The organism is Aminobacter sp. MSH1, from assembly GCF_003071665.1.
Taxonomy (GTDB): domain Bacteria; phylum Pseudomonadota; class Alphaproteobacteria; order Rhizobiales; family Rhizobiaceae; genus Aminobacter; species Aminobacter niigataensis.
Genome location: NZ_CP026265.1, coordinates 3,787,767 through 3,801,077, shown reverse-complemented (window position 1 = coordinate 3,801,077; position 13,311 = coordinate 3,787,767). Strand labels below are relative to the sequence as shown.

Here is a 13,311-nt window from a genome sequence, read left to right as displayed (position 1 = left end):
GGATTTGGCGGACGCATTGGAAAGCAAGGCCCAAAAGCCAGCACCGATGGACCGCCTGTGGGCGGAGAACGCCGACGAGCGCATGACGGACGATCCGTCGCTGGTCGTCGACGTCGCCGGCTTCGAAGGCCCGCTCGACCTCCTGCTGCACCTGGCGCGCAGCCAGCGGGTGGACCTGTCGCGCATTTCGATCCTGGCGCTTGTCGAGCAGTACCTCATCTTCGTCTCGCAGGCGCGGGCCTTGCGGCTGGAGCTTGCCGCCGACTATCTGGTCATGGCGGCCTGGCTCGCCTTCCTCAAGTCGAAGCTCTTGATCCCCAAGCTGCCGGGCGATGAAGGCGAAAGCGGCGAGGAACTGGCGGCGGTGCTGCAATTCCGGCTCAAGCGGCTCGAGGCCATGCGCGATGCCGCCTCGCGGCTGGTCAATCGCAACCGGCTGGGTCGCGACGTCTTCCAGCGCGGCGCGCCGGAGCTCGTCATCATCGACAAGCGCAACGAGTACTCGGCCTCGCTCTACGACCTGTTGAGCGCCTATGCCGGCCAGCGGCAGCGCCAGGCCATCACCAACGTGCAGATCGCCAAGCGCGGCGTCTGGTCGCTCAAGCAGGCGCGCGACATCCTGGCCCGCATGGTCGGTGAACTGAAGGACTGGACCGCGCTCGACCATTTTCTCGTTCGCTACATGACCAGCCCCGAGGAGCGCGCAACCGCGATTGCCAGTTCCTTCGCCGCGAGCCTCGAAATGGTTCGCGACGGCAGCGTCGAAATCCGCCAACACGAGCCGTTCGCGCCGATCTATCTGCGCGAACGCCAATCCGCTCCCCGGCAGACCGAAGGTGCTTCATGACCGAAGGATCAAACGTCGTTCCGTTCTCCCTCGACGACGAGGATGGCGATGCCGTCGAACGCAACCCGGCGGCACGGCTGCATCTCGCCGAGGCCGTACGCATGGCCGAGGCGATCGTCTTCGCCAGCGCCGAGCCGGTGAGCGAGCGGCAGCTTGTTTCGCGACTGCCCGAAGGCATCGACGTGCCTGCGGCGATGGCCGAACTGCAGAGCATCTACGAGCGCCGCGGCGTCAATCTGGTCAAGGTCGCGGATTCATGGGCCTTCCGCACCGCCGGCGACCTCGCTTTCCTGATGAGCCGGGACACCGTCCAGCAGAAGAAGCTGTCGCGCGCGGCGCTCGAAGTGCTTTCGGTGATTGCCTACCACCAGCCGGTGACACGCGCCGAGATCGAGGACATCCGCGGCGTCGAAACCTCCAAGGGTACGCTCGACACGCTGATGGAAACCGAGTGGGTGCGCATGCGCGGCCGCCGCAAGACACCGGGCCGGCCGGTCACCTATGGCACCACCGACAAGTTCCTCGATCATTTCGGCCTTGAGGAAATACGCGACCTGCCCGGCATGGAAGAGCTGAAGGGAGCAGGGCTGCTCTCCACGCGCATGCCGCCCGGCTTCTCGGTGCCGTTGCCGCCGTCCGACCCGGACCTGCTCACCGAAGATGAGGATCCGCTGACGGACATCGATCTTGAGGAGCTTGGCCTGTTGACACCCCGCGTCACAGATGATTGACCGGCGCCGGTGTGGAACCGGCCCTGCGAGGTCCATTCTGTGACGACCAATCAAGCCCAGACGGTTTCCCGCGTCACCGCGGGCGTGACTTTTGCCGCACGCCTGGCTTTCGAAAATATCCGACATTCCTTCGCCAATGGCGCCGAGACGCTGCGTGGCGTCAGCCTTGCCGCTGAACCGGGTGAGGTTCTGTGTCTGCTTGGCCCCTCCGGTTCGGGCAAGACGACGCTGCTGAGGATCGCCGCCGGCATTGAGGCCCAGACATCCGGCCAGGTGATGCTCAACGGCAAGGAGATTGCCGGTCCCTCGGTATTCCTGCCGCCGGAACAGCGCTCGATCGGCCTGGTCTTCCAGGATTTCGCCCTGTTTCCGCATTTGACCATCCTGGACAATGTCCGTTTTGGCCTGACCGCCCTGTCGCGGGACGAGGGCAAGCGCGAGGCCTTGATCGCGCTCAACCGCGTCGGCCTCGAGCACTATGCCGACAACTACCCGCACGCGCTGTCCGGCGGCGAGCAGCAGCGCGTCGCCCTTGCCCGTGCGCTCGCGCCGCGGCCGGCAGTGCTGTTGATGGACGAGCCGTTTTCCGGCCTCGATTCGCGGCTAAAGGATACGGTGCGCGCCGAGACGCTGGCAATTCTGCGCGAAAGCCGGGCAACCGCGATCGTCGTCACCCACGACGCCGAGGAGGCGATGCGCATGGGCGACCGCATCGCCCTGCTGAAGGACGGCCAACTGGTGCAGACGGGCAGGGCGGACGACCTCTACCTCAGGCCGGCAAATCTGTTCGCCGCCGGCTTCTTTTCGGAGTTGAATGTCTTTTCGGCCAGGGTTGTCGATGGTTATGCAGATACACCGGTCGGCGAGGTCGAAACGTCGGTCGCCGACGGCACCCAGGTATCGGTAGCCGTGCGCCTGACCGGCATCGACGTCAGCGAAGACACCGGCGAGACTCAGGCTCGCATCATTTCGCGCCGCTATCTCGGCGTCGTCGAATTGCTGGAGCTTGCGGTGCCGGGAGCGGAGACGCCGGTCAGGGCGCGTGTGCGCTGCGGCGCTTTGTCCGTAAAAGCTCGTGATATATGGCTGTCGCTTCGGAAAGCGGATGTTCTAGTGTTTGAATCTGGAAGCGAAAGAGCCTAGATCAATCGCAGGGAAACTGTTCAAGAGAGAGTTCAATGGGTTCGTTTTCAATCTGGCACTGGCTGATCGTTCTGGTCGTCGTGCTGCTGCTGTTTGGCCGTGGCAAGATCCCCGAACTGATGGGCGACATGGCCAAGGGCATCAAGAGCTTCAAGAAGGGCATGTCGGACGAGGAAGCCGACGATGCCAAGACGGTCGAGCATCGCAACGACGAGGCCGTAAACTCGACCAAGGAAAAGGCCAGCAAGAGCTGACCATAGTCTCTTGCTAGCCGGATCGCACCGACATGTTTGAAATCGGCTGGACCGAAATGCTGGTGATTGCGGTCGTCATGATCGTGGTCGTCGGCCCGAAGGATTTGCCCAAGATGCTCCGCACCATAGGGCGGATGACCACCAAGGCACGGTCCATGGCGGGCGATTTTCAGCGCCAGTTCAACGAGGCGCTGAAAGAAGCCGAACTCGACGACGTCAAGAAGTCGCTCGACGATCTCAAGGGCCTCAATCCGGCCAATGAGATCAGGAAGCAGCTCAATCCGTTCGAAAAGGCGGCTGCCGACGTGCGCGCCGGGCTCGATTCTGCGATGAAGCCGTCGCAGCCGGCAGCACCCGCTGACCCGGCGTCTAGTTCCGTGCATTCGGCCGAGCCGTTGAAGAACGGCGCAACCGTCATGCCGGGCGTGGCCGGACCGGAGGCAATGCCGGCAGCGCCGGTTGTCCCGGCCGTCGAAATCAAGGCTATGCCGTTGCCGGTTGCCGAAGCGCCTGCCAATGCTGCCAAGGCGGCAACAAAGCCGAAAGCGGCCGCGAAGCCCAAGGCTGCGGCGCAAGCCAAGGCCAAGGCAAGTCCAGCCAAGCCGGCCGCCGCCAAGGCAGCGCCGGCAAAGGCTGCTGCGCCCAAGAAGACCGTCGCCAAGACGACGACCAAAGCAGGAAAAGCCTCGTGAGCGCCGAAGACGACGAGATCGAAAAGTCCTCGGCCCCGCTGATGGAGCATCTCATCGAGCTGCGCACGCGGTTGATGCGGTCCATCGGCGGCTTCTTCGTCGCCTTCCTGGTCTGCTTCTTCTTTGCCAAGCAACTGTTCAACCTGCTGGTTATCCCGTTCAAATGGGCGACCGGCTGGGCTGGTCTCGACCCGCAAAAGGTCGAGCTCATCTACACGGCGCCGCAGGAATTCTTCTTCACCCAGATCAAGCTCGCCATGTTCGGCGGCCTTGTGATCGCGTTTCCGGTGATCGCCTCGCAGATCTACAAGTTCGTCGCCCCCGGCCTCTACAAGAACGAGCGCGCCGCTTTCCTGCCGTTCCTGATCGCTTCGCCGGTGCTGTTCCTGATGGGGGCGTCGCTGGTCTACTTCTTCTTCACCCCGATGGTGATGTGGTTCTTCCTCGCCATGCAGCAGACCGGCGGCGAAGGCGAGGTACAGATTTCGCTGCTGCCCAAGGTGTCGGAATATCTCAGCCTGATCATGACGCTGATCTTCTCCTTCGGCCTCGTGTTCCAGCTGCCGGTGGTGACGACGTTGATGGCCCGCGTCGGTATGGTGACGTCGCAGGGATTGGCCGACAAGCGCAAATGGGCGATCGTGATCGCCTTCGTGGTTGCCGCCGTGCTGACGCCACCCGATCCGGTCAGCCAGATCGGCCTTGCCCTTCCCACGATCCTTCTTTACGAGATTTCCATCTGGACCGCCCGGATGATCGAAAAGAAGCGCGAGCAGGAGCGCGTGGCGAGCGAGACGCAGAGCGAGGGCGACAACCCCGCCGAGCAGACGCAAGCAGCACCGACCTCGCTCGAAGGCACAGGCAGCGGCACGAAAGCCGGCTGACAGCCCGATCCGCCGTCGCGGTCGTTTCGACAACCGCCGCGACCGGAAAATTTTTAAATGCTTGATATCAAATGGATTCGCGAGAACCCTGAAGCTCTAGTCGAAGCGCTGACCAAGCGTGGGCAGCCGGCTTCGGTCGCGAGCTCGACGGTGGACGACCTGATCGCCAAGGATGAGGCGCGGCGAGCCCACGTTTCGAAGCTGCAGGAGGCGCAGGAGCGCCGCAATGCCGCGTCGAAAGAAATCGGCAACGCCATGCGCAATGGTGATTCCGCCCTGGCAGAGAAGCTGAAAGCCGAAGTCGCCGAGATCAAGGGCTTCATCCAGGATGGCGAGGGCCTCGAACGCGAACTCGACAAGGCACTCGATTCGGCTCTTGCGATTATTCCCAACGTTCCGCTGCAGGACGTTCCCGTCGGAAAGGACGAGAACGACAATGTCGAACTGCGCAAGGTCGGCAAGGTCATGCCGCGCCCGAACTGGGTGAAGGAGCATTTCGAGATCGGCGAGGCGCTCGGCCTGATGGACTTCGAGCGTGCCGCCAAGCTTTCGGGCGCGCGTTTCACCGTGCTGAAAGGCCAGCTTGCCCGGCTCGAACGCGCGCTCGGCCAGTTCATGCTGGACCTGCATACGACCGAACACGGCTACACCGAAGTGCAGCCGCCGCTTCTGGTGCGCGACGAGGTGCTGTTTGGCACCAACCAGCTGCCGAAATTCGAGGAAGACCTGTTCTTTGTGCCGCATGGCGACAGCCGCCTCGGCCTGATCCCCACCGCCGAAGTGCCGCTGACCAATCTCGTGCGCGGGGAAATCCTTGCCAGCGAGCAGCTGCCGATGCGCTTGACGGCGCTGACGCCCTGCTTCCGCTCGGAAGCTGGCTCGGCGGGCCGCGACACGCGCGGCATGCTGCGCCAGCACCAGTTCTACAAGGTCGAGCTGGTCTCGATCGTTGATGCCGAAAGCGCGCTTGCCGAGCATGACCGCATGACCGACTGCGCCGAGAACGTGCTCAAGATGCTTGGCCTGCCGTTCCGCACTGTCGTGCTGTGCACCGGCGACATGGGCTTCGGCGCACGCAAGACCCATGACATCGAGGTCTGGCTGCCGGGTCAGAATACCTACCGCGAGATTTCTTCCTGTTCGGTGTGCGGTGACTTCCAGGCGCGGCGCATGGATGCCCGCTATCGTCCGAAGGAAGAGAAGGGCACGCGCTTCGTGCACACCCTCAATGGCTCGGGTGTCGCCGTTGGTCGTGCGCTGATCGCCGTCATCGAGAATTACCAGAACGAGGACGGTAGCGTAACCATTCCTGAAGTGCTGCTGCCTTACATGGGTGGCCTGACCAAGATCGAAGCGAAGTGACATGCGCATTCTGCTGACCAACGACGACGGCATCCATGCCGAAGGGCTTGCTGTCCTGGAGCGCATCGCCAACCAGCTGTCGGACGACGTTTGGGTGGTGGCGCCCGAGACCGACCAGTCGGGCTACGCCCATTCGCTGTCGATCTCGGAACCACTGCGGTTGCGCAAGATCAGCGACAAGCACTACGCGGTGAATGGCACGCCGACCGACTGCGTCATCATGGGCGCGCGGAAGATCCTGCCCGAGCCGCCGGATCTGATCCTGTCGGGCATCAATTCGGGCCTCAACGTTGCCGACGACGTGACCTATTCGGGCACGGTCGCCGGTGCCATGGAAGGCGCGCTGATCGGCATCCGCTCTATCGCGCTGAGCCAGGCCTATGTCTACGAGAACGAAGAGCGCATCGTGCCTTACGAGACGGCGGAAGCGCTGGCGCCGGCGCTACTCAGGAAGCTGATCGCCACCGAGCTGCCTATCGGCGTGCTGCTCAACGTCAATTTCCCGAACTGCCCGCCGGAAGAGGTGACGGGTCCTGTTGTGGCGAGCCAGGGCAAGCTGTCCTACGGCATCTGGGTCGAGGAGCGCCGCGACGGCCGCAGCCTGCCATATTACTGGCTGCGATTCGGCCGCGACGAGCCGGAGGTCAAGCCGGGCACCGATTTGCATGCCGTACGCAACAAGCAGATTTCGGTCACACCGCTCAAGCTCGACATGACGGCGCATGAACTGCGCGATCAACTGGCCAAGGCAATTGCATGAACATGATGCCGGACGATCGTGAAGGCTTCGCCGCCTTTCTTCTTCGCCTGCGTGGGCGCGGCATCGTTCCGAAAAATCTCATTGCCGCTTTCGAGGCAACGCCAAGGCGGGATTTCATCGCCGGGCAATTCCATTCCATGGCCTGGTCGGATCGCATGCTGCCGATCGAATGCGGCGAAGCGATCGAGGGCGCCGACCTTCAGGCTGCGGTGATTGCGGCCCTCAACATCGAGCCGGGCAACCGGGTGCTCGAGGTGGGAACCGGCACGGGCTACACCGCTGCCGTGATGGCGCGGCTGGCCGGGCGCGTCATCACTGTCGACCGCTTCAAGACACTAGCCGAGCAAGCGCGCCAGCGCTTCGAACTGCTCGGCATCAACAACGCGCTGGTGCGCCAGGCCGACGGCTCGAACGGGCTGCAAGGCGAGGGGCCGTTCGACCGCATCGTGGTATGGGCCGCCTTCGACAGCCATCCGCGCATGTTTGTCGACCAACTGTCGAGCGGCGGCACGATGATCGCGCCGATCGGTCCTGAAGAGGGCGAGCAGGTGCTCTGCAAGCTGACCAAGATCGGCAGCCGATTCGAACGTGAAGACCTGGGCGTCGTTCGGCTTCAGCCGCTGGCGCGTGGCGTCGCTGCCGTCATCTAGGCATTGAGCGTCAGGCAACGCTGGCCTGACCTGAGCCTCGGCACGCCCAGCCTATCCCATGAGCCTCCCGCATCTGTCCGATTGAAACCCGGCCATCCCCCGGGTTCGACTGCTCTCGCGTCGTGATCGGCGAAGCTTTTGATTTATTTGATCCCCTTAACCGACCGGTAACATTAACGCGCTTTAATCAAGCCTAGTTGGTATCGGGTAAAGCGCGGGTCAGTGCGATGCGTTTCAGTATTTTGAAGGCGAATAGACGCTCTATGGCGCGCAGTGGCGCCGTTCTGCTGGTTGCCGGCATGGCGGCAGGCTGCAGTTCCGGAGTGTCGCGATTCGGCGGCGGTGGCGTCGACGACATCTTTACGGCATCGACGCCCAATCAGCGTTCGATCATCAGCCAGCAACAGCAGCCCTATCCGGGTGAGACCCAGGCAGCGCCGCTCGCGGCCAGCAATTCAGGTTCGGTGAGCCGCGGCAGCCTGGAGCCTGTCTCTTCGCAGCCGCTGCCGGCTCCCGCAGTTGCCCAGGCTCCGGCAATGGCTCCGGCTCCGGTCCGCACGGCCCAGGCTCCCGCCTTGGCGCCGGCCGTCGATCGTACGACGACTTCGACGGTCGCCCAGGCCCCCGCCCAGGACAATGTGCTCAAGGTGCCCGGCAAGAAGCCCCTGCCGGCCAACCAGCAGCCACTTTCCACGGACAAGGTTGCGGTGTTGCCGCAGCAGCCCAAGACCAAGGAAAATGGCGCGCTCGCTCAGGTCGACTCTTCGGCTGACAAGAATGCCAAGCCTACGGGCACTGGCAGCAGCTACAAGGTGGCCGAAGGCGACACGCTCAACCGCATTGCCAACAAGCTCGGCGTCACCACGGCTGCTCTCAAGCAGGCCAACGGCCTGCAGGATGGCCGCATCCGTATCGGTCAGTCGCTGAAGGTGCCCGGTGCCGCCACCACGACCATTGCCAAGGCAGCGCCGGCCGCTGTCGATCCGGTGGTGACCAGCTCGCCTGCTCCGGCCAAGCCGGCCGTTACGGCAGCCAAGCCCACCGAAGCGCCAACGGTCGCAGCCTACACGCCGCCGAAGAAGGACAAGTTGGTGCAGCAAGCCGAAGAATCGGCCGAAGCTGCACCGAATGCCACCGGTATCGACCGCATGCGCTGGCCGGTGCGTGGTCGGGTCGTTTCCAGCTACGGCAAGGGCGGCGGCAAGTCGAATGACGGCATCGACATCTCGGTGCCGGAAGGCACGCCGGTCAAGGCAGCCGAAAACGGCGTCGTCATCTATGCCGGCGACGGGCTCAAGGAATTCGGCAACACGGTGCTGGTGCGCCATGAGAACGGCCTCGTGACTGTCTATGGTCACGCGAGTCAGCTCAAGGTGCAGCGCGGCCAGAAGGTCAAGCGTGGCGACGAGATCGCGCTTTCCGGCATGAGCGGTTCCACCGATGCGCCGAAGTTGCACTTCGAAGTGCGCAAGAACTCGACGCCGGTCGATCCGAACGGCTTCCTGGAATAGCGGGTACCCTGACCTCCAATTCGCCCGCCAGCTTCGCCCGTCCCGACCAGGGGCGGGCGTTTTCGTTGGAAGGTCGGCTTAATCCTTCAGCGACTTGCCCAGCCGGCCGGCGAGATCCTGGATGAACTGCCAGGCAACGCGGCCCGAGCGGCTGCCGCGGGTCGTTGCCCATTCCAGCGCCTCGGCGCGCAGCGTTTCGGCATCCCCGTCGAAGCCGTGATAGCGGGCATAGCCGTTGACCATGTCGAGATATTCGTCCTGCGAGCACTTGTGGAAACCGAGCCACAGGCCGAAGCGATCCGACAGCGACACCTTTTCCTCGACGGCTTCGGACGGGTTGATCGCCGTCGAGCGCTCATTGTCGATCATGTCGCGTGGCAGAAGATGCCGGCGATTCGACGTCGCATAGAAGATCACATTGCCCGGCCGGCCCTCGACGCCGCCTTCGAGCGCTGCCTTGAGCGACTTGTAGGACGTATCGTCATGGTCGAACGACAGGTCGTCGCAGAACAGGATGAAGCGATGGGGCGCCGCCTTGAGCAGGTTCATCAGCTTGGGCAGCGTGTCGATGTCCTCACGGTGGATTTCGATCAGCTTGAGCGGAGCGACGCTCTTGCCCGAGGCGTTGATGCTGGCGTGTGCCGCCTTGACCAGGGACGACTTGCCCATGCCGCGCGCACCCCACAACAGCACGTTGTTGGCGGGCAGGCCGGCGGCGAAGCGCTCGGTGTTGTCGACAAGGATGTCGCGCACCCGGTCAACGCCCTTGATCAGCCCGATGTCGACCCGGTTGACGCGGTGGACGGGTTCGAGATAGCCGGGATCGGCAGCCCAAACGAAACAGTCGGCGCTGTCGATGTCGGTTTCCGGAGCTGCCGGCGGCGCCAACGTCGCCACGGCGGCAATCAGACGGTCGAGTTTGTCGTTGAGTGCTTCGATCGCCTTTTCCATGACCAATCCTGTCCATCTCTACATTTCATCAATGCGCGACGCTGTAACACGCTCAAATTGCGCGGAAAAGCGCCGCTGCTTGGGCCAAGCGCAGTTGCATTGGTCGCTTTAGCGACTATATTCCGCGCACATTTGCGGGGTCCCGGTGTGCGGTATCCCGATACTTTCTCAGGAGACATTCATGTTCGTCACGCCGGCATACGCACAGGCCACCGGGGGAACGCCCGACGTTCTCGTAAGCATTCTGCCGTTTGTGCTGATCTTCGTGATCATGTATTTTCTTATCATCCGCCCGCAGCGCACCCAGCTCAAGAAGCGTGGCGAGATGCTTTCGTCGATCCGCCGCGGCGACACGGTCGTCACGGGTGGTGGTTTCGTCGGCAAGGTGACCAAGGTCATCGACGACAATGAACTCGAGGTCGATCTGGGCAACGGCCTCAAGGTGACGGCGCTGCGTGCGACCATCTCCGACGTTCGGGTCAAGGGCGAGCCGATCGCCAACCAGAACGCCAAGAAATAACCGTATTCGAGGCGGAACGCACCGCTTTCACGCCTGACGGACGAGGCCATATGCTCTATTTTTCGCGCTGGAAGACGATCTCGATCTGGGCAGTCGTGCTCCTCGGGGTACTCTTCACCCTCCCGAACATGCTGACTCAATCTCAGCTCGATTCCCTTCCGGGATGGTTTCCCAAGCGCGCGTTGACGCTCGGACTCGACCTTCAGGGCGGTTCGCACATGCTGCTCGCCATCGATAGGCAGGACCTGATCGATGAGCGGCTGCAGACGACCCGCGACGATATCCGCACGATGCTGCGCGATGCCAAGATCGGCTATACCGGCCTGACCGGCACCGGCAGGACCATCCAGGTGCGTATCACCGACGCGAGCGAGGTCGAGGCGGCCAAGACCGCACTGGCCACGCTGGTGGCGCCGGTGTCGGCAAGCATGTTCGGCGCCGGCTCGGTGACCGAGCTTGCGCTCGAAGAGCCAGAACCCGGCCTGTTGCGCTATACGCTGACCGATGCCGGCATCGAATATCGCGTGGCCAATGCTGTCACCCAGTCGATCGAGGTCGTTGGCCGCCGCGTCAACGAACTCGGCACGACCGAGCCGATCATCCAGCGTGCCGGCGCAGACCGCATCCTCGTCCAGGTGCCGGGCCTGCAGGATCCGACCCGCCTCAAGGAAATCCTCGGCAAGACCGCCAAGCTGACCTTCCAGATGGTCGACCAGTCGATGTCGCCGCAGGAGGCCCTGCAGGGCCGTCCGCCGGCAGGCTCGACGGTGATGTATTCGCAGGATGATCCGCCCATTCCCTATCTGATCGAGAACCGGGTCATCGTGTCGGGTGAAAACCTCGTCGATGCGCAGGCGACGTTCGATCAGCGTACCAGCGAGGCTGTCGTCTCGTTCCGCTTCGACGGCAAGGGCGCCTCGCGCTTCGGTCAGGCGACCCAGCAGAATGTCGGCCGTCTGTTTGCCATCATCCTCGACAACCAGGTGATCTCGGCTCCGCGTATCAACGAGCCGATCCTCGGCGGTTCGGGCCAGATCTCTGGCAGCTTCACGGCTGAGAGTGCCAACGACCTTGCCGTGCTGCTGCGCGCTGGCGCGCTGCCTGCCGACCTGACGATTGTGGAAGAACGCACGGTTGGCCCGAGCCTCGGCGCCGACTCGATCTCGGCCGGCAAGTTTGCCTCGGTCATCGCCGGCACCCTCGTCGTCGGCTTCATGTTGGTGGCCTACGGCACGCTCGGCATCATCGCCAACATCGCGCTCGCCGCCAACGTTGCGCTGATCATCGCCATCCTGTCCATTCTGGGGGCGACGCTGACGATGCCCGGCATCGCCGGCATCGTGCTGACCGTCGGCATGGCGGTGGACTCCAACGTCATCATCTACGAACGCGTGCGTGAAGAACGACAATTGGGTCGATCTCTGGTCCAATCGCTCGATTCAGGCTTTGCGCGAGCGCTGGCGACCATCGTCGATGCCAACTTCACCACCTTCATCGCCGCGCTCATCCTGTTCTATCTCGGCTCGGGTCCGGTGCGTGGCTTCGCCGTCACCCTGGCCATTGGTATCGTGACGACGGTGTTCACCGCCTTCACCCTGACCCGCTGGCTGGTTTCGATCTGGCTGCGCCGGGTAAAGCCCAAGGAACTGCCGAAGGGCCTCGTGCGCTTCGTTCCGGACAATACCAAATATTCGTTCATGTCCCTGCGCCGCTATGCCTTCACGCTTTCGGCGCTGGCATCGCTGGCAGCGATGACCCTGTTCTTCACCATGGAGATGAACTACGGCATCGACTTCCGCGGCGGCACCAGTATCGAGGTGCAGTCAAAGAGCGGCACGGCTAATTCGTCTGAGGTCCGCGCAAGGCTGGGCGAACTCAACATCGGTGACGTCCAGGTCCAGGAATTCGGCTCCGAAAGCACCTTGCTGATCCGCGTCGAGGGCCAGAAGGCCGGCGACAACGCCGAACAGAGCGTGGTCGAAAAGGTGCGCGGCGAACTTGCCAACGACTACGAATTCCGCCGCGTGGAATCGGTCGGACCGACCGTGTCGAGCGAACTTGCCTGGTCGGGTACGATCGGCGTGGTGACGGCGATGCTGGCGATGCTGATCTACATCTGGTTCCGCTTCGAGTGGCAGTTCGGCATGGGCGCGATCCTGGCCACCATCCACGACGTGACCATGATGATCGGTCTGTACGTGCTGACTGGCATCGAGTTCAACCTGACCAGTATCGCGGCGATCCTGACTATTGTCGGTTATTCGATCAACGACACAGTCGTGGTCTACGACCGCGTGCGTGAAAATTTGCGAAAATACAAGAAGATGCCGATCGAGCAATTGCTCGACCTGTCGATGAACCAGACGCTGTCGCGTACGGTGCTCACCGGCGTGACCACGCTTCTGGCGCTGATTTCGCTCTACCTGTTCGGTGGCGAGGTCATCCGGTCGTTCACGCTGGCGATGATCTTCGGCATCGTGGTCGGTACCTACTCGTCGATCTTCGTCGCTGGTCCGCTGCTCATCCTGTTCAGGCTGCGGCCCGAAAGCGTCGAGGCCGACGACAAGGACAAGCCGGCGGTGCCGGCCGGCGCCCAGCCGACCAAGTCGTAGCAGGCCATGGCTGGACTGATCATCCGCGAGGCGCATTTTCCCGGGCGAGCACCCGTCGACGCCTATGGCGACGGCGGCTTCCGCTTCGCGGACATGTCGCACCGCGGATCGATCCTGTGCCTGCCGTCCGGCATCTACGGATGGCAGCCCACTGATCCGCTGGCGCTGACGCCGGCGGATTTCGAAAAGCTGTTTGCAGAAGCCGCCGACGTGGAAATCCTGCTCGTCGGCATGGGCAAGGAGTTGCGCCGTTTGCCCGAGGGCCTCAGGGCGGCCCTCAAGCAAGCGAAGATCTCCGCCGACCCGATGTCGACGGGCGCTGCCGTGCGCACCTACAACGTGCTGCTTGCCGAAGACCGCGCCGTGGCTGCCGCCTTCATCGCCGTCGACTGAC

At 63.2% G+C, this 13,311-nt stretch carries 14 protein-coding genes; 13 read left to right on the top strand and 1 reads right to left on the bottom strand.

The window, feature by feature from the left end; genetic code table 11:
- The first annotated feature begins 46 nt into the window (after positions 1 to 46).
- The 10 genes from CO731_RS18810 to CO731_RS18765 all read left to right on the top strand — a co-directional run bounded on the left by CO731_RS18810 (position 47) and on the right by CO731_RS18765 (position 8,834).
- The gene (locus CO731_RS18810; RefSeq protein ID WP_108608316.1) at positions 47 to 847 is read left to right on the top strand and encodes a ScpA family protein; all 801 of its coding nucleotides are present in this window, start codon (positions 47 to 49) and stop codon (positions 845 to 847) included.
- The gene (gene scpB / locus CO731_RS18805; RefSeq protein WP_108608315.1) at positions 844 to 1,578 is read left to right on the top strand and encodes an SMC-Scp complex subunit ScpB; all 735 of its coding nucleotides are present in this window, start codon (positions 844 to 846) and stop codon (positions 1,576 to 1,578) included. The genes CO731_RS18810 and scpB overlap by 4 nt, the downstream gene beginning before the upstream one ends.
- Positions 1,579 to 1,617: 39 nt before the next feature.
- The gene (locus tag CO731_RS18800; RefSeq protein ID WP_108608314.1) at positions 1,618 to 2,721 is read left to right on the top strand and encodes an ABC transporter ATP-binding protein; all 1,104 of its coding nucleotides are present in this window, start codon (positions 1,618 to 1,620) and stop codon (positions 2,719 to 2,721) included.
- A 35-nt stretch (positions 2,722 to 2,756) separates the two neighbouring features.
- The gene (locus CO731_RS18795; RefSeq protein WP_108608313.1) at positions 2,757 to 2,975 is read left to right on the top strand and encodes a twin-arginine translocase TatA/TatE family subunit; all 219 of its coding nucleotides are present in this window, start codon (positions 2,757 to 2,759) and stop codon (positions 2,973 to 2,975) included.
- Between the two features lie 32 nt (positions 2,976 to 3,007).
- Entirely contained in the window at positions 3,008 to 3,667 is a 660-nt protein-coding gene (gene tatB / locus CO731_RS18790) for a Sec-independent protein translocase protein TatB (protein ID WP_108608312.1), read from the top strand.
- Between the two features lie 41 nt (positions 3,668 to 3,708).
- Positions 3,709 to 4,551 (top strand): twin-arginine translocase subunit TatC, encoded by an 843-nt coding sequence (gene tatC / locus CO731_RS18785; RefSeq protein WP_108609922.1) that lies wholly within the window; start codon positions 3,709 to 3,711, stop codon positions 4,549 to 4,551.
- Positions 4,552 to 4,608: 57 nt separating this feature from the next.
- On the top strand, positions 4,609 to 5,913 hold the full coding sequence (gene serS / locus CO731_RS18780; RefSeq protein ID WP_108608311.1) for a serine--tRNA ligase: 1,305 nt from the start codon (positions 4,609 to 4,611) through the stop codon (positions 5,911 to 5,913).
- Between the two features lies 1 nt (position 5,914).
- A complete protein-coding gene (gene surE / locus CO731_RS18775) occupies positions 5,915 to 6,673 on the top strand; it encodes a 5'/3'-nucleotidase SurE (protein WP_108608310.1) in 759 nt (252 codons plus the stop codon).
- Positions 6,670 to 7,323: a protein-L-isoaspartate(D-aspartate) O-methyltransferase gene (locus CO731_RS18770; RefSeq protein ID WP_108608309.1), complete on the top strand. Its 654-nt coding sequence runs from the start codon at positions 6,670 to 6,672 to the stop codon at positions 7,321 to 7,323. Before surE ends, CO731_RS18770 begins: the two co-directional genes overlap by 4 nt.
- A 227-nt stretch (positions 7,324 to 7,550) precedes the next feature.
- Entirely contained in the window at positions 7,551 to 8,834 is a 1,284-nt protein-coding gene (locus CO731_RS18765) for a M23 family metallopeptidase (RefSeq protein ID WP_108608308.1), read from the top strand.
- Between the two features lie 78 nt (positions 8,835 to 8,912).
- Here CO731_RS18765 and CO731_RS18760 read toward each other — a convergent pair whose 3' ends face one another.
- Positions 8,913 to 9,785 carry an ATP-binding protein gene (locus tag CO731_RS18760; protein WP_108608307.1) on the bottom strand — a complete coding sequence of 291 codons (873 nt, stop codon included), beginning with the start codon at positions 9,783 to 9,785 and terminating at the stop codon, positions 8,913 to 8,915.
- 181 nt (positions 9,786 to 9,966) lie between these two features.
- On the opposite strand from CO731_RS18760, the gene yajC reads away from it, so the two are divergent.
- From yajC to CO731_RS18745, 3 genes are read left to right on the top strand one after another with little or no spacing between them, the layout of a single operon-like run.
- Complete coding sequence (gene yajC / locus CO731_RS18755) at positions 9,967 to 10,305, top strand: preprotein translocase subunit YajC (RefSeq protein ID WP_108608306.1); 339 nt, start codon at positions 9,967 to 9,969, stop codon at positions 10,303 to 10,305.
- Positions 10,306 to 10,355: 50 nt separating this feature from the next.
- Positions 10,356 to 12,917: a protein translocase subunit SecDF gene (gene secDF / locus CO731_RS18750; protein ID WP_108608305.1), complete on the top strand. Its 2,562-nt coding sequence runs from the start codon at positions 10,356 to 10,358 to the stop codon at positions 12,915 to 12,917.
- 6 nt (positions 12,918 to 12,923) lie between these two features.
- On the top strand, positions 12,924 to 13,310 hold the full coding sequence (locus CO731_RS18745) for an Mth938-like domain-containing protein (protein WP_108608304.1): 387 nt from the start codon (positions 12,924 to 12,926) through the stop codon (positions 13,308 to 13,310).
- Position 13,311 lies beyond the last annotated feature (1 nt).